Origin of the sequence: Amycolatopsis palatopharyngis, from assembly GCF_003385185.1 — a bacterium.
GTDB lineage: Bacteria > Actinomycetota > Actinomycetes > Mycobacteriales > Pseudonocardiaceae > Amycolatopsis > Amycolatopsis palatopharyngis.
Genome location: NZ_PQHZ01000015.1, coordinates 123,776 through 142,724 on the forward strand (window position 1 = coordinate 123,776; position 18,949 = coordinate 142,724).

16 protein-coding genes are annotated in these 18,949 nt (G+C 67.9%); 4 read left to right on the forward strand and 12 right to left on the reverse strand.

Features of this window, described 5'->3' with window-relative positions; genetic code table 11:
• The first annotated feature begins 119 nt into the window (after window positions 1-119).
• Window positions 120-2,960, forward strand: a complete 2,841-nt coding sequence (locus D0C15_RS14420) for an AfsR/SARP family transcriptional regulator (RefSeq protein WP_116045264.1) — start codon at window positions 120-122, stop codon at window positions 2,958-2,960.
• A gap of 9 nt (window positions 2,961-2,969) precedes the next feature.
• Here D0C15_RS14420 and D0C15_RS14425 read toward each other — a convergent pair whose 3' ends face one another.
• The 10 genes from D0C15_RS14425 to D0C15_RS14470 form a co-directional block, all read right to left on the reverse strand.
• Window positions 2,970-3,848, reverse strand: coding sequence for a DMT family transporter (locus D0C15_RS14425; protein ID WP_116045267.1), 879 nt, complete (start codon window positions 3,846-3,848; stop codon window positions 2,970-2,972).
• Window positions 3,848-4,624 carry a DUF998 domain-containing protein gene (locus D0C15_RS14430; RefSeq protein ID WP_116045269.1) on the reverse strand — a complete coding sequence of 259 codons (777 nt, stop codon included), beginning with the start codon at window positions 4,622-4,624 and terminating at the stop codon, window positions 3,848-3,850. Before D0C15_RS14430 ends, D0C15_RS14425 begins: the two co-directional genes overlap by 1 nt.
• Window positions 4,625-4,920: 296 nt before the next feature.
• A complete protein-coding gene (locus D0C15_RS14435) occupies window positions 4,921-6,102 on the reverse strand; it encodes an ABC transporter ATP-binding protein (RefSeq protein ID WP_116045271.1) in 1,182 nt (393 codons plus the stop codon).
• A gap of 179 nt (window positions 6,103-6,281) precedes the next feature.
• A complete protein-coding gene (locus tag D0C15_RS14440; protein ID WP_116045273.1) occupies window positions 6,282-7,121 on the reverse strand; it encodes a carbohydrate ABC transporter permease in 840 nt (279 codons plus the stop codon).
• Window positions 7,121-8,065, reverse strand: a complete 945-nt coding sequence (locus tag D0C15_RS14445; RefSeq protein WP_116045275.1) for a carbohydrate ABC transporter permease — start codon at window positions 8,063-8,065, stop codon at window positions 7,121-7,123. Before D0C15_RS14445 ends, D0C15_RS14440 begins: the two co-directional genes overlap by 1 nt.
• Entirely contained in the window at window positions 8,062-9,429 is a 1,368-nt protein-coding gene (locus tag D0C15_RS14450) for an ABC transporter substrate-binding protein (RefSeq protein WP_116045278.1), read from the reverse strand. Before D0C15_RS14450 ends, D0C15_RS14445 begins: the two co-directional genes overlap by 4 nt.
• Window positions 9,430-9,741: 312 nt before the next feature.
• Window positions 9,742-10,272 carry a general stress protein gene (locus D0C15_RS14455; RefSeq protein ID WP_116045280.1) on the reverse strand — a complete coding sequence of 177 codons (531 nt, stop codon included), beginning with the start codon at window positions 10,270-10,272 and terminating at the stop codon, window positions 9,742-9,744.
• Window positions 10,273-10,436: 164 nt separating this feature from the next.
• Window positions 10,437-10,979, reverse strand: coding sequence for an OmpA family protein (locus D0C15_RS14460; protein WP_116045283.1), 543 nt, complete (start codon window positions 10,977-10,979; stop codon window positions 10,437-10,439).
• Between the two features lie 294 nt (window positions 10,980-11,273).
• The gene (locus D0C15_RS14465; protein WP_116045285.1) at window positions 11,274-12,470 is read right to left on the reverse strand and encodes an acyl-CoA dehydrogenase family protein; all 1,197 of its coding nucleotides are present in this window, start codon (window positions 12,468-12,470) and stop codon (window positions 11,274-11,276) included.
• Between the two features lie 37 nt (window positions 12,471-12,507).
• Entirely contained in the window at window positions 12,508-13,362 is an 855-nt protein-coding gene (locus D0C15_RS14470) for a slipin family protein (RefSeq protein ID WP_116045287.1), read from the reverse strand.
• Window positions 13,363-13,512: 150 nt separating this feature from the next.
• On the opposite strand from D0C15_RS14470, the gene D0C15_RS14475 reads away from it, so the two are divergent.
• The 3 genes from D0C15_RS14475 to D0C15_RS14485 are packed head-to-tail and all read left to right on the forward strand — an operon-like array spanning window position 13,513 to window position 16,551.
• Window positions 13,513-14,841 (forward strand): magnesium transporter MgtE N-terminal domain-containing protein, encoded by a 1,329-nt coding sequence (locus D0C15_RS14475; RefSeq protein WP_116045288.1) that lies wholly within the window; start codon window positions 13,513-13,515, stop codon window positions 14,839-14,841.
• Window positions 14,834-15,355, forward strand: coding sequence for a DUF1003 domain-containing protein (locus D0C15_RS14480; protein ID WP_116045291.1), 522 nt, complete (start codon window positions 14,834-14,836; stop codon window positions 15,353-15,355). Before D0C15_RS14475 ends, D0C15_RS14480 begins: the two co-directional genes overlap by 8 nt.
• A 50-nt stretch (window positions 15,356-15,405) precedes the next feature.
• Entirely contained in the window at window positions 15,406-16,551 is a 1,146-nt protein-coding gene (locus D0C15_RS14485; protein ID WP_116045293.1) for an Mrp/NBP35 family ATP-binding protein, read from the forward strand.
• Window positions 16,552-16,666: 115 nt separating this feature from the next.
• Here the strand turns inward: D0C15_RS14485 and tatB are convergent, their stop codons facing one another.
• Both tatB and D0C15_RS14500 read right to left on the reverse strand, forming a co-directional pair.
• Entirely contained in the window at window positions 16,667-17,074 is a 408-nt protein-coding gene (gene tatB, locus D0C15_RS14495) for a Sec-independent protein translocase protein TatB (protein WP_116045295.1), read from the reverse strand.
• 128 nt (window positions 17,075-17,202) lie between these two features.
• Window positions 17,203-18,744 carry a S1C family serine protease gene (locus D0C15_RS14500; protein ID WP_116045297.1) on the reverse strand — a complete coding sequence of 514 codons (1,542 nt, stop codon included), beginning with the start codon at window positions 18,742-18,744 and terminating at the stop codon, window positions 17,203-17,205.
• Between the last annotated feature and the right edge of the window lie 205 nt (window positions 18,745-18,949).

Consider the following 18,949-nt stretch of genomic DNA (forward strand, 5'->3'; position numbering starts at 1 on the left):
TCCTTTCCCTGGCGATATGACCTCACGCCGCTCCGACGACGGCCCCGCGCCCGAGGGTTCCGATCATCGTTACCGTTGCCGTAGCGGACGCGTAGCGGCTTGGTAGCGAAGGGACTGGGGTGGACTTCCGGATTCTCGGACCGGTCGAGGTTTGGCACGACGGCACCGCGCTGGCGATCTCGGCGCCTCGGCAGCTCGCGGTGCTCGCCGGGCTACTGACCCGCCGCGGCTCGACGGTCTCGATCGACACGATCATCGACGACCTCTGGGGTGCGGACCCGCCACGAAGCGCGGCGGTCACCGTGCGGAACTACGTGCAACGGTTGCGCAGGATCCTGCCGGAGCCCGTGCTGCGGAGTGCGCCGTCCGGGTACCGCCTCAGCTTCGAGCCTGGGCAACTGGATGTCCATCGGCTGGAATCCCTGGCGACGGCCGCACGGGGAACGAATGACCCCCACCGCGCCGCCGAACTGTTCGACGAGGCGCTCGCGCTCTGGCGCGGTGCTCCACTGACCGGCATCGGGGATCCACCACTGCGCACCATGCAGGCGCCCCGGCTCGAGGAGACCTACCTCGGCGTGCTGGAGGACAGCGTCGACGTCGCCCTGCGGCTCGGCCGCCACGTCGAGCTCGTCGCACGACTGACCGAACTCGCCGCCGAACACCCGTTGCGCGAGCGGTTGTGCCGCCAGTTGATGGTCGCGCTCTACCGCAGTGGCAGACCCGCGGAGGCACTCGGGCACTACCGGCGTATCCGGACCGAACTGATCGACGAACTCGGCATGGAGCCGGGCAGTGACCTGCGCAGGCTGGAACAGGCCATTCTGCGGGAGGACGACGTGCTGGAGCCGTCCACGGACGCGCCGCTGCCCGACCGTCCCGGTCGCGCCCACGTGCCGGACGCCCTGCCCACGGCCACGTCGACGTTCGTGGGCCGTACGGAGGAACTGGCCGCACTGCGGGCGCGCTTCGACACCGGCGGTACGGCCGCTCCCGTGGTCTGCCTCGTGCACGGGCCAGGCGGCTCCGGCAAGTCCACATTGGCATTGCGCCTCGCGGGCGACGTCGCCGAGACCTTTCCCGATGGCGTGCTCTACGTGGATCTGCGTGGATCGACACCCGGCGCTGTTCCCGTCGTCCCCGCCGAGGTTCTGCGCGGTCTTATCCGGACACTCGGTGGCTCCGATGTGGACGTCCGGCAGGGGGTTGGCGCCATCGCCCGCATCTACCGCACCCGGCTTCGCGGCAGGCGAATCCTGGTCGTCCTCGACAACGCGGCGAGCGCGTCCCAGGCGCTGCCTGCGATCCCCGACGAACCGGGCTGCGCGGCGATCGTCACCAGCCGCAACGTGATCACCGGGCCGGCCGAGGCCGCACGGGTGCACCTGGACGCGTTCGACACCGCCGAGGCCGTACAGCTACTCGGCCGGATCGTGGGTGAACACCGCGTCGCGAACGAACCGGACTGCGCGGCGGAACTGGCCGCACTGTGCGGGCGGCTGCCGCTGGCGCTCCGGCTGATCGCCACCAGGGCGGCGCTGCGCCCGCACTGGCAGCTGCGGTCATGGGTGGAGCTGCTGGCCGACGAACACCACCGGCTCGACCAGCTACGGCATCAGGACGTGGACGTCAGGGCGGTTTTCCTGGTCAGCTTGGAAAGCCTGCGGGCCGAGAACACACCGGAAAGCAGGGACGCGCTCACTCTCTTCCGGCTGCTGGGCCTGCTCGACGGCGGGGCGGGCACGCTCGGGGCCGCTTCGGCGCTCACCGGCTGGCCCGCGGCGCGCGTGGAGACCGCGCTGGAGCATCTCGTCGAGGCGGGGCTGCTGTTCAGCCCTGCCCCGAACCGCTACGCGATGTACGACCTGATCACCCTGCTGGCCTCCGAGCAGGCCGCGGCCATTGCCGGGTCGGAGCGCAGGGAGGTGCTTCGGCGAGCCGTGCTGCGCTACCTCGACGGGGTCGACCTGTGCACCGAACTGGCCACCGGCTCCCCCGGATTACCCGGAACCCGCCCACTCCTGCGGACGGATCCGGCCGCGATGCCTTCGCTGGACAGTTACGAGGCCGCGAAGGCATGGCTGGACGACGAGATCGCCATGCTGGTCGAGCTGGTGCGCCAGGCCTGCGTTGCCGGCGTGCGCGATCTCGCGCCGACGCTGACCCTGCTGGTCAGGTACTTGCCCTGGTACTTCAACTCCGCCATGCGCTGGAATGAGCGCACCACCCTCGCCGAGGCGCTGCTCGCATACGCGCACCAGCATCGCGACACCCGGCTCGAGGGCGTGGGCCTTGCCCAGCTCTGCGTCGTCGAGGCCCAGCGCGGCAACGCCGCGGCGGCGGACGGGCTGGGGCGGCGGGCCGCCGAGCTGCTCGGTTCGGGGGCAACCACCGACGACCCGGACGGCGACCACGACCGGTACTCCCTGGACATGAACCGCGCCCGCGTGTATCTGATGCTGGGCGAGGAGGACACGGCGATCGAGATGTGCGCGCGGGTGCTCACCCAGCTCGAATCGTCTACGGGCTACAGCCACCTCGCGACGGCAGGGTTGAGCAACCTCGCGATGATCTACAGCAGGATCGGCAGGCTCGGCGAGGCGCCACGGCTGCTGGAACGGGCGGCCCAGATCAACCGGGAGCTCGCCAACCTGCCCGCACTGGCGGTCGTGCTCAACTCGCTGATGGAGGTACACGCCGAACTCGGCAACCACCACGAGGTGGTGCGGTACTCGGCGGAGGCGCTCGGTGTGCACCACCGGGTCGGTAGCGAGTACCTGATCGCCGAGTGCTCGGTCATCCTCGCGCGTTCCCTGCACGAACTCGGCAGGGCAGGGGAGGCGCGCGAACGGTACCGCCTTGCGCACGAGTTGCTGACCGGCATCAGTACCAGGGAACAGACGCGGCTGGCGATCCTGCTGGAACAGTTCGCCCACCTCGGCGCCGCTCAGCCCGCGTGAGCGTGCTGATCAGCTGAGCGCGGGTGCACGCTGCACCTTGCGGGCGGAGGCGTCTGGATGATGCCTGGCGAGAACGAGAACACCGGCCATCGCCACGACGCCACACGCGATCAGGACCGCCGTCGCCCCGGCGCCCAGACTGGTGGTTTCGTCGAGGAGCGTCATCCCGATCACCGTGGCGACCAGCGGGTTGACCACGGTCTGCGAACCAACCACCACATCCGCGGGACCGCTGTCGTAGCCGAGCTGAATCAGCCACGAACCGGCGAGGAACGCGACGGCCACGCCCACCGCCGACAGCGGGGGCAACCCGGAGAAGCCCTCGATGCGCGTGGTGTAGGTGACGTCACGCAGCAGTACCGACACCAGCCCGTAGCCCGCTCCCGCAGCCGTAGCCAGCGCGACACAGCGGATGTTGCCCCGGCTGGCGAGTGCCACGACGCCGAGTACGAGTCCCACGGCGCCGACCACGATTCCCGACGTCAGTACCGCACCGGGCGGGATGCGCACCTCGGCCACCGCTCCCGCCGACACCGCGACGAAGACGCCGACGGCCAGCGAAGTCGCCGCGATCGCGACCCAGCCCGCACGGTCGATCGAACCGGCACCACTGTGCGCGTTGAGCAACGCGACCATCGGCAGGGCGAGCACCACGATCGGCGCCACCAGTGACACCGGCGCGAAGGTCAGCGCGAGGATCTGCAGCACCGCGCAGGCGAAGAGCACCGCGAAACCGCGGATCCAGTCGCGGTTTCGGACGAGCTTGGCGAGGGTCCGCAGCCGCAGCCCGCGATCCTGTGTCTCGGCGCGCACACCGGAGTGCTGCAATTGCGCGCCGATCGCGCTGCACAGCGCGGCGAGCACCGCGCAGACGACCGCGAACGACATCACGAGCGAACCACCCCATCCAATTCTGGCCTTACGTCAGCAGCTGCGGGTACCCGGCCTGGGCGATTGCGCAACCGGGTCCAGGAAACCTGCAGCAGCCTGGTTGCCAGCATCAGCAGCATGGCCAGCTCGAGCACGAACAGCAGTCGCTGGATCAGCCCGGAGTAGGCACGAAAGTCGGTGGCAGGGGGAAAGGTGATCCACGGCAGCAGGTCGGGTAGCCGGGCGAGCAGGTAGGCCACCGCGAGGGTCGCGGCGCCCAAAGCGAGCCTGCGCACCCCCCGCCCTGTTGCCGCCCACTCCGGCTGGCCGCGCAGGCTGCGGCCGAGTGCCAGTCCGGCCAGCGGGAGGCTCACGAACAGCGAGGCGCCCGCGAACTGGTGGATGAGCCCGTGCACGCTCTCGACCTGCGGTGCGTTGTCGGTCGGGAACACGGCACACAGCACGAGTCCGAGGCACCACACACCGAACAGTGTGGTGGCGGCAGGTCCGATCCGCACGCGAAGCTGAGCCAGCCCGAGCAGGATCGTCAGTGTGGCCAGTGCCAGCACCGACAGCGTCGCGGCGAACACCTCGGCACCGCGCTCGGTGAAGACGTAGTAACTCACCGCGCGCGACAGGGGGTTCACCTCGTGCACGAACCGAACGTTGAGGTAGGTCATGGCCACCAGCGAGCGGACGAGACCGACCAGGGACATGAGCGCCAGCAGGCAAGCCAGAACCGAGAACACCCCGAGCCACCGCGCGCGCCGCGCCTGCGTCCGATCGCCGCCCATCAGTCCCCCCTGGCTGTGAGGCTCCTGTGAAGTCCAACGCCTTGATCATCCCCGCTGTTCCCTGAGAACCCCCTGATAACCCCACAACCCCAAGCCAAAGCCCTCGCACTTTCCCGGGAAAGCGCGAGCCGTGCGGGGCAAAGCACCTGGACACGGGGGGTGGGGTTGCGCGCTTTCCCGGGAAAGTGCGAGGTGGGGTGGCGCGGGTGCTGCTAACGAAGGTGGCCTTGGGTACGGATGATGTACCCAAGGCCACCTTCGGCTCGTGATCGGTGCACGCCCCTCGGGGCGCCGCCTCAGCCCGCGTAGGTGAGGTTCTTGCCCGAGGAGGGATCGAACAGCTGCAGTTTCTCCGCGTCGAACCAGATGTCCAGGTTCTCCCCCTCCCGCGCACCGGACTCCGCCGACAACCGGGTGACGATCTGCGACCCGCTGGCAGGGACATCTGCCGAGCCCGCGTCGGCGGCGAGTTCGGCCAGCTCGGCGGAGCTGGCCAGTTCGCCCTCGATGGTGAAGTGGGCGTACTTCTCCGAACCCATCGACTCCAGCACGTCCACCTGAGCCGCGAACACCGCTCCCCGCTGCCTGGCGTGCGCCTCGACCAGCGCCGCGTCCTCGAAGTGTTCGGGACGTACACCGGCGATGACCTCGCGGGGCGCGTTCGCGGCCTCGGCCAGCCGCCGCACACGATCCGGCAGCAGCACCTGACCCAGCGGACTGTTCAGCTGCCCCTGCTCCAGGGTGGCCGGGACGAAGTTCATCGAAGGTGAACCGATGAACCCGGCCACGAACAGGTTCGCGGGCTGCTCGTAGAGGAACTGCGGCGACCCGATCTGCTGCACGTGCCCGGCCCGCAGCACCACGACGCGATCCCCGAGGGTCATCGCCTCGGTCTGATCGTGGGTCACGTACAGGGTGGTGGTGCCCAGCTGCTTCTGCAGTTTCGACACCGAGGTCCGCATCTGACCGCGCAGCTTCGCATCCAGATTGGACAGTGGCTCGTCCATCAGGAACGCCTTGGGACTACGAACGATCGCCCGGCCCATCGCCACCCGCTGCCGCTGACCACCGGAGAGGTTCGCCGGCTTACGGTCCAGGTGTGGCACGAGGTCCAGCACCCGCGCTGCCTCATCTACTTTCGCCTTGACCGTGGGATCGTCCACTTTGGCCAATCGCAGCGGGAAGGCCATGTTCTCCCGCACGCTCATATGCGGATACAGCGCATACGACTGGAAGACCATCGCGATGTCGCGATCCTTCGGAGCCCGCTCGTTCATCCGCTGACCGTCGATGCGCAGCTCGCCGTCGGAGATGTCCTCCAGCCCGGCCACCATGTTCAGCGTCGTGGACTTCCCGCAGCCGGATGGCCCGACCAGGATGATGAACTCGCCGTCGGCGATCTCGATGTTGACGTCCGATACCGCCACCGCGCCGTCGGGGTACCGCTTGCTCACACTGTCCAGAACGATCTCAGCCATGCTCTACCCCTTTGTCTGCGAGATGCGCGATCGCATATGCGTAGACGGACCGCGACTATCGACTATGGCGTGCTTCCCGGAGCGGGCGCTCCGCCTCCACATATGCGAGCCCTTCGGGCGGGGCGCATCCGCCAAGTGCCCCAGGGAATTCGCCGCGAACTCGGTTAATGGCATTGTTCTCAGCCCTTCACCGCGCCTGAAGTCAACCCCGCGACGATGCGACGCTGAAAGAACAACACGAACACGATGATCGGAATGGTGATCACGACGGCGGCCGCCGCGATACTGCCGGTCGGGTCCTCGAACTGCGAGGCTCCGGTGAAGAACGACAGTGCCGCGGGCACGGTCCGGGACGCCTCCGTCGACGTCAACGAGATCGCGAACAGGAAGTCGTTCCAGCAGAAGATGAACACCAGGATCGCCGTCGTGAACACCCCCGGCGCCGCCAGTGGCGCGATCACCCGCCGGAACGCCTGCGCCGGGGTCGCCCCGTCCATCTTCGCCGCCTTCTCCAGCTCCCACGGGATCTCCCGGAAGAACGCCGAGAGCGTGTAGATCGCCAGCGGCAGCGCGAAGGTGATGTAAGGCAGGATCAGCCCCGGCCAGGTGTCGAACAACCCGAGCCCACGCTCGATGTTGAACAGCGGCGTCACCAGCGACACCTGTGGAAACATCGCGATCAGCAGCGAAACCCCCACCAGCGCCCGTTTCCCGGGGAAATCGAGCCGTGCGATCGCGTAGGCGGCCATGGTCCCGAGGACCACGGCGATCAGCGTCGCGATCAGCGCGATACCGATCGAGTTGATCAACGCCCGGATGAACTCGTTGGTGGCGAAGATGTCCGCATAGTTCTGCCATGTCCACTCGGTCGGGATGAACTTGCCGTCGGTCAGTGTTTCGGCCGACTTGAACGACAGCGACACGATCCACAACACCGGTATCAGCGCGTACGCCAGCACCGCGAGGTCAACCAGGCCCCATCGGACCTTCCGGCCCGTCGTCACCGCACCCATCACCATCAGCGCTTCCCTCCCTGGTCAGATCCGGGTGCTGCCGTGCCGAACAGCTTGATGAACACGAACGCGATGATCGCCACTGTCAGGAAGATCAGCACGGACATCGCCGAGCCGATCCCGAGGTTCAGCCCCTTGATCAGGTTGTTGTACGTCTGCATGGACACCGACGACGTCTCGTTCGCCCCGTTGGTGAGGACGAAGATGTTGTCGAAGATCCGGAAGGCGTCCAGTGTCCGGAACAGCAGCGCGACCAGGATGGCCGGCTTCATCACCGGGACCATCACCTTGATGAACCGCTGCCACGCGTTCGCGCCGTCCATGGACGCCGCCTTCAGCAGGTCGTCCGGCACCAGCGCCAGCCCCGCCATGAGCAACAACGCCATGAACGGCGTCGTCTTCCAGACCTCGGCCAGCACGATGATCGCCAGCGACGGCAGCCGTTCGGTCAGCAGTGCCGCTTCGGGTGCGATGAGGTTGGCGAGATAGCCCGTGTCCGGTGTCCAGGCGTAGTACCAGGAGAAGGCCGCCACGACGGTGACGATGCCGTACGGGATAAGTGACACCGTGCGCACCAGGCCGCGACCGACGAGGGTTCGGTGCATGATCAACGCCAGTGTCATGCCCAGAACCAGCTCGATCGCCACGGAGACGATGGTCAGGCCCATGGTGGTGGCGAATGCCGTCCACCAGTACGAGTTCGACAGCACCGCGGCGTAGTTGTCGAACCCGATGAACTCCTGCTCGGCCGGGAATCTCAGGTCGTAGCGCTGCAGGGACAACCAGATCGAGTAGACGATCGGCCACCCGGTGACGGCCAGCATCACCAGTGCCGCGGGGGCGCAGAGCAACCAACCCAGCTTGCGTTCGGCCTTCTTTCCCTCGCTCAGCACCGACTTCTTCTTGGTCGCCAGCGTCGCCGCCGCGACCTCGCCCACTGACTGGCTCACGGGATGACCCCCTGGGAGTTCAGCGCCGCGGTCAGCTGTTCACGCAGTTCCTCGGCGGTCGCTTGCGGATCGATGGCCGACGGCGGGGAAAGGATCTCGGCCATCACGGTGGACAGGTTCTGGTAGGCAGGGGTGAGCGGGCGCACGGCCGCGTCCTTGAGTGCCTCCAGGATCGTGTCCTTCATCGGGTACTGATCGACCATCGTCGGGTTCTCCTCCGGGTCGGCAGGCAACGAGGGATCGAGCGGCTCCGGGTCGGTGTAGACCGTCTCGATACTCGGTGGCACACCGTCCTTCAGCGCGGAGAACTTCTGGCTCTCGGGGCTACGCAGGCACAGCGCCGCCTCGAAGGCCTCCGGCTTGTGCTGCGAGTAGGCGCTGACCGCGAGGTCGTAGCCACCGATGGTGACTCGGCTCGGCATGCCGGGAACGACAGAGGGATAGCGCGCCCACTTGAAGTGGGCCACGTCCTCCGGCGGCATCTCCTGGACGAAGGACGGGTAGACGAATGGCCAGTTCAGCTCGAAAGCCGCCTCGCCGTCCTGGAACGCACGCCGGACCTCGTCCTCCTTCTGGTTGGTCAGCGACGGATTGGTCACGCCCGAAGTGCTGACCCGCCGCAGCAACTCGAGGGCCCGCACCGCACCCTCGTCCAGCACCACCGACTGCCCGTCCTCGGACAGGATCCGCCCGCCAGCCGATTCGACGAGGGTGTTGAAGACGACGACGAGTCCTTCGTACTGCGCTCCGGTGAAGACGATCTGATAGGGCTTGCCCTCGGCCTTGAGTCGCTGCGCCTCGGTGATCATCTCGTCCCAGGTCTCCGGCGGCTTGGGCGTGAGCCGGTCGTCGTACCAGAGCAGCTGTACGTTCGTGTTCTTGGTCGCGGCGTAGAGCTTTCCGTCCCACTGCGCGGTTTCCAGCGGCCCCTGCAACACGTTGCGCTCGGCGATCGCCTTGTTCTCGCCGGTCCATTCCTCGATCCAGCCGGCCTCGGCGAATTCCGGCACCCAGGTCACATCGAGCCCGAGGATGTCGAGCGCCTCGTCCTCCGCGGCGAGCCTGCGGACCATCTGCTCGCGCTGCCCGTCGGCACCACGAGGCAGCTTGTTGTAGACGATCTCGTAGCGGCCGTTCGCCTCCGCGTTGCAGTTGTCGACGACGGTCTGCAGGTTCTCCTCTGGCGCGTAGTACAAGTTGATCTTGAGGCCGTCGTCGGTTCCACACGCCGTGAGCATTCCGGCGGACATGACCACGGCGCCGAGCGCGGCGGTCACTTTCCCCGGCGAACGTCCACCCCGGATCGCCCGGCCGCGCGACCGGTGTCGCCCCGCGAGCGAGGCAACGACATCGGATTTCCCCATCGCGTCTCCTTCCCAGTGCGCACGCGGCAGCGCGGGCGCCCGGTGGAGACGCCCCGGCACAGAGGGAAGGACCGTGCCAGCACCCCGTCGTGCAGACGAGCCGGACGGCACGACTGCGCCGACCGATCGGTGCGGAGCAACTTATTCCTGCGGATGGGCCGAAGCAAGCAGGAGCGGTAACGATTCAGCGGGATGGCACCGATGTCGGTAATTTTGCCCAGAGCTTGATCCGGTAATCGGGTGATTGACGGTCCACATGTCGCCTGCGGTCCGCTGCTCACCTATCTGCGGAACCCGCGCAACACGAATGGATCAACTGATGGATCCCGGCGAGCGCATCGCGAGTTTCGCCAGCAGGTCCCGGCCCTGTTCGGCATTGCGCGGCTGGCAGAGCACGTCGTACCGCCCGGCCACCAACTGACTGGCTGAGGAGAAGTCCCTGCGCCCGCGCGTCGAGGCGTAGCTGATCGCCGCGAACACGAGCCCGAAGAGCACACCGGAGAGCAGGCCGACCAGAATCGGCGCGTATCCCACGCCCTCACCGCCGAACATTCCGAGCAGCAGACCGACGAACAGACCGAACCAGGCCCCGGACACCGCACCGGTGCCGAGCACCTTTCCCCAGGAGAGCCGCCCGATGACTCGCTCGACGAGCATCAGGTCGACACCGACGATGGTTACGTCCTGCACGGCGAAATCCTTGTCGGCGAGGTAATCGACCGCGCGCTGCGCTTCCTCGTACGTCTCGTAGGAGCCGATCGGCCATCCGGTCGGCGGAGTCGGCAGCCGTGGCTGCCCACCCTGCGAACGTCCAGCGGACGAGAAGGGACCGGTCACCGTCATCACCCATGCCTAGTTTGTTCACCGACGTTTCCATCCTGCCAACGTCGATATAACCACGCGAGCCTGGAGGGGCCGCACACGGTGAGCAGAACGACAGCGGGGCCACTTGAATTCGAGAACGGGGCCGTACCCGGAGGGCACGACCCCGTTCGTCTCGCCTGTGGCTACTCGGCGACCGTGATATCCACGGTCACGGCCTTCTGCGCGTCGCCGAGCACTCCCTCGTTGCCCTTCGAGGTCGCCTCGACTCGATCCTCGGCGACGCCCTGTGCGACCAGTTCGTCCCGCACCGCATCGGCGCGCTCCTGCCCGAGCTGCATGGCCTTGTCGGCGTCCTCGTACCCGGCGGTCCCCACCACCTTGAGTTTCGCGTCCTCGTCGGCCGAGGCCGCCTCGCCCACCTGCTGCAGCGCCTGCTTGGCATCCTCGGTCAGCTCCGCGCTCTGCGCCTCGAAGGTGATCGGTGTGGCCTGCAGGATTTCGTCGAGTTTCGCCTGCAGCCCGCCCTGCGCGCCGCTTTCCGTACCGTCGGCCGCACCGGATTCCGCGCTGCTCGGCGCGGCGGACGGCATCTCACTGGCGGCTGTCGTGGGTGCGGGATTCTCCGCGCCGGAGTCCTGCCCCTGACCGTCCTCGCCACACCCCGTCACAGCGGCGAGCGTGAACGCGGCGATAGCAACTCCCCGCAATGCTGTCCGTCGCACCATTGGTCCTCCTCCTGCATCGCTTAACGAACTCCCCTCGCGCGGCGGACCGTAACCCCGCGTGGATCACTGCGACACTCGGAGAGCACGTGCGCTCGGAAGGCGACATATGCGCCGAGACCCGCGGTAGCAACGGAAGAAGCACAGAACTGCGGTCTTCCCCCTAAAGCGTGGCTGTCAGCGGGCGCCGCTTTCACGACGCGCTGATCACCGGCGCCCCGTTACTCATCGACAGAGCGACACTCTTGCACCACAGGGTGAACCTGTGCGGACGTCGTCCCTTTTGGACGTTTCCGCTCAGCCTCGGGACTTGTAGTCGCGCAGCAGCCCGCGACTGATGATGGTCTTCTGGATCTCGCTGGTGCCCTCGCCGATGAGCAGGAAGGGTGCCTCACGCATGAGGCGCTCGATCTCGTACTCCTTCGAATAACCGTAGCCACCGTGGATGCGGAACGCCTCCTGGGTGACCTCGGCGCAGTACTCGCTGGCGATCAGCTTCGCCATTCCCGCCTCGACGTCGTTACGGGCGCCGGTGTCCTTCAACCGGGCTGCGTTGACCATCATCAGGTGCGCGGCCTCGACCTTGGTGGCCATCTCGGCGAGCTTGAACGCGATCGCCTGGTGCTCGGCGATCGGCTTGCCGAACGTCTGGCGCTGCTGCGCGTACTCCACAGCCAGCTCGAAGGCGCGAATGGCGATCCCGCAGGCCCGCGCCGCGACGTTCACGCGGCCGACCTCGATACCGTCCATCATGTACGAGAAGCCCTTGCCCGGCTGCTCGCCGAGCACCATGTCCGCGCCGACGCGGAAGCCGTCGAACACGGCCTCGGTGGTGTCGACGCCCTTGTAGCCCATCTTGTCGATCTTGCCGGGGATGGTGAGCCCGGGAGCCACCTCGCCGAAGCCCTCCGGCTTCTCGACCAGGAACGTGGTCAGGTTCTGGTGCGCCTTTTGCGCGCCCTCGTCCGTCCGGACCAGCAGCGCGATCAGGTTAGAGCTGCCGCCATTGGTCAGCCACATCTTCGAGCCGTCGATGACGTATTCGTCGCCGTCCCGCTTCGCCTTGGTCTTGATCGCCGCGACGTCGGAGCCCAGATCGGGCTCGGACATCGAGAACGAGCCGCGCACCTCGCCGGTGGCCATCCGGGGCAGGAAGTGCTTCTTCTGCTCCTCCGTGCCGTGCCGGGAGATCATGTGCGCCACGATGAAGTGGGTGTTGATCACGCCGGACACGCTCATCCAGCCACGGGCGATCTCCTCCACCACCAGCGCGTAGGTCAGCAGCGACTCACCCAGCCCGCCGTACTCCTCGGGAATGGTGATCCCGAACAGGCCCATCTCCTTCATGCCGGCGACGATGTCGGCCGGGTACTCGTCAGCGTGCTCGAGTTCCTGGGCGTGCGGGATGACCTCCTTGTCCACGAACGAACGGACCGTGGCGAGGATCTCGGTCTGCACTTCGGTCAAACCGGCGGTCTGGGCAAGGCGGGCCATTCGTGCTCCTGGTCATCTGCTCGCGGCGCTGGCTGGGTTACCGATGAGTATGACCCGAAAAGCTCTCCGTCGCCGGTACAGGGTGGGCAGCGCCACGATCGCCCTCCCGCGACTGCGTGGGTACCTCGGCCCCCTGGCCGTTCCTGGTGGCGTTGTCCAGGAAGCGCAGCAGCTCCACCGGGAAGGGCAGCACGAGCGTCGAGTTCTTCTCCGCGGCCACCTCCACGACCGTCTCCAGCAGCCGCAACTGCAGCGCGGCGGGGGTGTCGGCCATCCTGGCCGCGGCCTGGGACAGCTTCTCCGAGGCCTGTAACTCGCCGTCGGCGGCGATCACCCGCCCACGGCGCTCCCGCTCCGCCTCGGCCTGCCTGGACATGGCCCGCTTCATCGCCTCCGGCAGGGCGACGTCCTTGATTTCCACGCGGTCGATGTGGATACCCCAGCTCAGCGCGGGACTGTCGATCATCAACTCCAGGCCCTCGTTCAGCCGCTCCCTGTTGGAGAGCAGGTCGTCGAGGTCGCTCTTACCGATGATCGAGCGCAGCGAGGTCTGCGCCACCTGGCCCATCGCGAAGCGGTAGTCCTCCACGCCCACGATCGCCTGCACGGGGTCGAGCACCTTGAAGTACACGACGGCATCCACCCGCACGGTCACGTTGTCCCTGGTGATGCCGTCCTGTGCGGGCACCGGCAGGGTCACGATCTGCATGTTGACCTTACGCATGTGATCGATTCCCGGGATGATCATGGCGAATCCGGGTTCGCGCGGCTGGCGATGCACTCGGCCCAGCCGGAAGACCAGCCCGCGCTCGTACTGCCTGACCACGCGAGCACTGGCAGCGATGCCAAGGGCTCCGGCTAGGGCCAGGGTGGCCAGAATTTCCACCAACATGGCGACTCCAGGGTGTGCGCCCCCTCCCAGCCGATGCTACGCCGCAAAACGCCTGGTCAGGTCTCGCACTTTCCCGGGAAAGTGCGAGATCGGTGCGGGGGGCCGGGCTGCAGCCCGCGGCAGGGCAGCGCGTGCCCTAATCTTTTGGGCATGGCCGCTGTGAACCGGGTTTTCGCCGCTCAGCTGGCCGGCTTGCCGGTCTTCGGACCGGACGGCGAGTCGATCGGCAAGGTGCGCGACCTGGTCGCGGGCCTGCGCCTGGACCAGCAGCCGCCGCGCGTGCTCGGGCTGGCTGTCGAACTGTCCAACCGCAGGCGTGTCTTCGTCCCGATGCTCCGGGTCACGGTGATCGAACCCAACGCCGTGACCCTGGCCACCGGCTCGGTGAACATGCGCCGGTTCCACCAGCGCCCGAACGAGGTGCTGGTACTCGGCCAGCTCACCGACGCCCACGCCCGTCTCGCGGGCACCGACACCAGAGTGACCGTGGTGGACGCCGCGATGGAGCCGACGCGCACCCGTGACTGGGTGCTCGCCAGGCTCGCGATCCGGGAACGCAGGCTCGGCCTCGGCAGGCGCCGCTCCGCGCTGCAGGTGCTGCCCTGGTCGGAGGTGGCCGGCCTCGGCCTCACGGATCTGTCCGGACAGCCGCAGGGCGCCGGCAGGTTGCTGATGTTGTTCGACACGATGCGTGCGGTGGACGTCGCCGCCACGCTGCGCGACCTGCCGCTCAAGCGACGGCACGAGGTGGCCGACGCGATGGACGACGAGCGGCTGGCGGATGTCATCGAGGAACTGCCCGAGGACGACCAGAAGGAACTGCTGTCCTATCTGCCGGAAGAACGGGCGGCGGACATCCTCGAGGCGATGAACCCCGACGACGCCGCCGACCTGCTCGGCGAGCTCGCCCCGGCCGAGAAGAACCGGCTGCTGGAGCTGATGGAACCGGAGGAGTCGGAACCGGTCAAACGGCTGCTCGCGTACTCGTCGGACACCGCGGGCGGGCTGATGACACCGGAGCCGGTGGTACTGCCGCCGGACGCGACGGTGGCCGAGGCACTCGCGCACATCCGAAATGCCGAACTGCCCGCCGCGCTGGCCAGCATGGTCTTCGTCTGCCGTCCCCCGACCGAGACGCCGACCGGCCGGTACGTGGGCTGCGTGCACTTTCAGCGGCTGCTGCGGGAACCGCCGGCCGAGCTGGTCGCCACCGCAGTCGACAGCGACCTGCCCGCACTGCGGCCAGACGCGCCGCTGGCCGAGGTCACCCGGTACTTCGCCGCCTACAACCTGGCGTGCGGGCCGGTGGTGGACGACCAGGAGCACCTGCTCGGCGCGGTGACCGTGGACGACGTCCTGGACCACCTGCTGCCGGAGGACTGGCGCGAGACCGGTCTGCACGACCGCACGGGCGAACCGGAGCAGCATGCCGGTGCCGGTGACAGCGAGGACCGCGCCGGGGAGGTCGAGCATGCCTGAACTGCTCACCAGACGACGGCTGGATCAACCACGCCGTCCGAGCCGGTTCGCGCTGAACATCGATCCGGACATGTTCGGCAGGTTGTCCGAGCGACTCGCGCGGTTCCTCGGCACGGGGAAGTACCTGTTCTGGCAGACGCTGATCGTCATCATCTGGATCGTGCTCAACCTCACCGCGATCACCCTGCGCTGGGACCCGTACCCGTTCATCCTGCTCAACCTGGCCTTCTCCACCCAGGCTGCCTACGCGGCACCCCTGATCCTGCTCGCGCAGAATCGCCAGGACGACCGGGACCGGGTGTCGCTGGACGAGGACCGCGCCAGGGCCGCGCAGACGAAGGCGGACACCGAGTACCTGGCCAGGGAACTGGCGGCGTTGCGGCTCGCGGTGGGTGAGGTGGCCACCCGGGACTACCTGCGCGGCGAGCTGGACAAGCTGCGCGAGGACCTCGACGCGACGCCGCGGAGGACGAAGTCGGGGCGGGACGGTTCGTCGCGTATTACCGATCCGTAGCATGGAGGAAGCACACGTTCGGTTCCCCAGAGAAGGTCGGTGCTCCAGCAGTGACCAGCACACAGCAGCTTCCCAGCGTCGAGGACGTTCGTAACGCACTGAAGGACGTCTACGACCCGGAGATCAAGAAACCGATCACCGATCTCGGCATGGTCAAGGACGTCACGGTCGGCGCGGACGGCATCGTGGACGTCGCCATCTACCTGACCATCGCCGGCTGTCCGCTGAAGGACACCATCACCAAGGAAACGACCGCAGCCGTGGAGAAGCTCGACGGCGTCAAAAAGGTGCGGGTCGAGCTGGATGTGATGAACGACGAGCAGCGCACGGAACTGCGCAGGTCGCTGCGCGGTGACAGCGAGGAGCCGGTGATTCCGTTCGCCCAGCCCGGCTCGATGACCAGGGTTTACTGCGTCGCGTCCGGCAAGGGCGGGGTCGGCAAGTCCAGCGTGACGGTCAACCTCGCGGTCGCGATGGCCCAGCGGGGCCTATCCGTGGGCGTCGTCGACGCCGACATCTACGGCCACTCGGTGCCCCGGATGCTGGGCACGAACGAAAAGCCGACCAAGGTCGAGAAGATGATCATGCCGCCGCAGGCGCACGGCGTGAAGGTGATCTCCATCGGCATGTTCACCCCCGGCAACACGCCGGTGGTCTGGCGCGGGCCGATGCTGCACCGTGCGCTGCAGCAGTTCCTGGCCGACGTCTTCTGGGGCGACCTGGACATCCTGCTGCTGGACCTGCCGCCGGGCACCGGCGACATCGCCATCTCGGTGGCGCAGCTCATCCCGAACGCCGAGATTCTCGTGGTGACCACCCCGCAGCAGGCAGCGGCCGAGGTTGCCGAGCGGGCCGGCGCCATCGCCCTGCAGACCCGGCAGCGGATCGCCGGTGTGATCGAGAACATGTCCTGGCTGGAAACCCCGGACGGTGAGCGGATGGAGATCTTCGGATCCGGTGGCGGGCAGATCGTCGCCGATTCGCTGACCAAGTCCACGGGCGCCGAGGTGCCACTGCTCGGTCAGGTGCCACTCGACCCGCGCCTGCGCGAACAGGGCGACGCGGGCACCCCGCTGGTACTGGCCGAGCCGGAAGCGCCCGCGTCGAAGGTGCTACTCGAGTCCGCGACCAAGCTCTCCACCCGCGCCCGCGGCCTCGCAGGCATGATGCTCAACGTCTCCCCAGCAGGCAGCTAGCCCGAGTTGGCAGATCCGGAGCCCGAGTTGGCAGATCCGGAGCCCGAGTTGGCAGATCCGGAGCCCGAGTTGGCAGTTCCGACTGCCAACTCGGTAGTTCCGGGCCCGGGTCGGGTCAGGTGGCGTCCGGGTCGACCGGCGGCTTCTCACCCGGCTTCAGCGGGTCGGGCGCGGTCTGCGGCGACGCGGTGGCGGGATAGCCATTCGGCTTGGCCGCGCCGTTGCCGTTGAACTCGTTGACACCGAGTGGGTCGGGATCACCGTCGAACAGGTGCTTGGTCACGGCACGCCGTGGGTCGAAGTCCCGCAGTCCGCGCAGATCCTCGAGCGGCTTGCGGAAATCGTCGAACTCCGGGCCCATCTCGTCGCGCAACTGCTGCCGGGCTCCGGTCGCGAAATCGCGTACCTTCCGCATGCTCTTACCGAGCCAAGCGGCAGCCTCCGGCAGTCGCTCTGGTCCCAGAATGAACAGACCGGCGACGATGAGGACGAGGATCTCTCCCCAGCCAACACTCTCGAACACCTGCGGACCTCCGCATCACCGGGCGCGTGCGTGGCAAGCGTACCCGCACGCGGGTGCATCGTTCCAGGGCATGTCTGAGGGATCTCCCCGGCGCGAGCGGTGATCCTGGCGGATTCGCCGAATACGCCCTAGTCACTGCCGAGAGTGACATCGACGGTGAGTGGCCGTCCCTGTCGCACGATCCGGAACGGCACCACGTCACCGATGTCGTGCTGCCGCACGGCGACGGTGAGTTCGGCGGCGTTGCGAACCGTCCGGTCACCGACCTTGGTCACCACGTCGCCCTCGGCGATGCCGGCCTTTGCCGCCGGTCCCCCCTCGGCCACGTTCTGGATCTGCGCGCCTTCGGAGGTGTTCGCCGCGACGGATGCGGCGTTGACACCGATGTCCGGGTGCTTGACCTGACCGTCCCGGATCAACGACTCGGCGATCTCGATCGCCTGGTCGACGGGGATGGCGAAGCCGAGCCCGATGCTGCCGCCCTCGCCCTCGGCGCCGCCGACAGTGCGGATCAACGAGTTGATTCCGACCAGTGCCCCGGTCGAGTCCACCAGCGCGCCACCGGAGTTGCCGGGGTTGATCGCGGCGTCGGTCTGGATCGCGTCGTAGGTCACCGGCGGATCGCCGTTCTCCCCCGGCGCGGTGACCGGGCGGTTGAGCGCGCTGACGATTCCCTCGGTCACCGTGTTCTCCAGGCCGAACGGCGAACCGACCGCGATCACCGTGTCGCCGGCGGCCAGATCGGTGGACGAGCCGATCTCGATGACGATGGGGTTCGACACGTCCACCTTGATCACCGCGAGGTCCGTCTTCGGGTCGAGGCCGACGATCTCGGCGCTGCCCCTGGTGCCGTCGGTGAACACCGCCGTGATCTCGGCCTTCTCGTCCTCCGCGGCAAGGGCGACGACGTGGTTGTTGGTGAGGACGTACCCCTTCGGGTCGATGACGACCCCGGAACCGACTCCGCCGGACTGGCCTGCCTTCACCTCGATGGAGACGACGGCGGGCGCGACCCGGCGGGTGATGTCGGCGATGGAACCGGCTGGACGCTCCTTGCCTGCCTGTGCCTCGGCGATGTTGAGCTCACCGGTCAGCGAGTCGCCCGCGCTGGTCAGTCCCCAGCCGACGAGACCGCCCGCGGCACCGACCAGCAGTGCCACGACACCGAGCAGGGCCAGCGCGCGCGGCTTGACCCGCCTGCCGAAGAGCACCTCGGGCAGGCTCAGCAGCGCGCCGGAAGGGCGTCGCGTCTCGTCCGATTCGTCGTCCTCCGCCTGCATGGCGGGACGGCCGAGTACAGCACCCGCGCCCGGGTCCCGCCACGGGTCCGCAGGCGTCGACCAGAGCGGATCAGCGGGATCAGCGGATGCGTTCCCGTTGCCGTCGTTCGGCCGCTGGAGCACCACGCCCTCCGCGCCGGGCGGACGGCGAAAAGCCTCGGCCAACGACTCTGGAGGCGGTGGTGCGAGAGTCACGCCGTTGCCCGACGCACCCGCGCGTCCCTGCGCCGAACCCGGCGCGTAGAGCTTGTCGAACGCGCCCGCGACGCCCTGCGGCCTGCCGAAGGTGGCGGCCTGCGCTGGATCGACCGCGGGCCGATACACGGGCCGGGGGCCGAGCCGGTTCTCCCGCGCGCCGGGGTGCTCCTGGTCCGAGTTCGGCTGGTTCATCATTCCCCGAGCTGAGTAGTGCCTCTCGGGCGCCGAGCGCCCGGCGTCCGATCGATGTGCCGACGTGACGATACGCCGGGCTCAGAGAACCGAGTCTGCCCTCACCCCGGTGAAGTGGGCGTTGCCTGGTGTCCGGCCCGGTCAGGGCCTGCCGACGAGCAGATCGTCAGGCGCGGGGCTGGTCGTGGTGGCGGGGGCGCTGGTG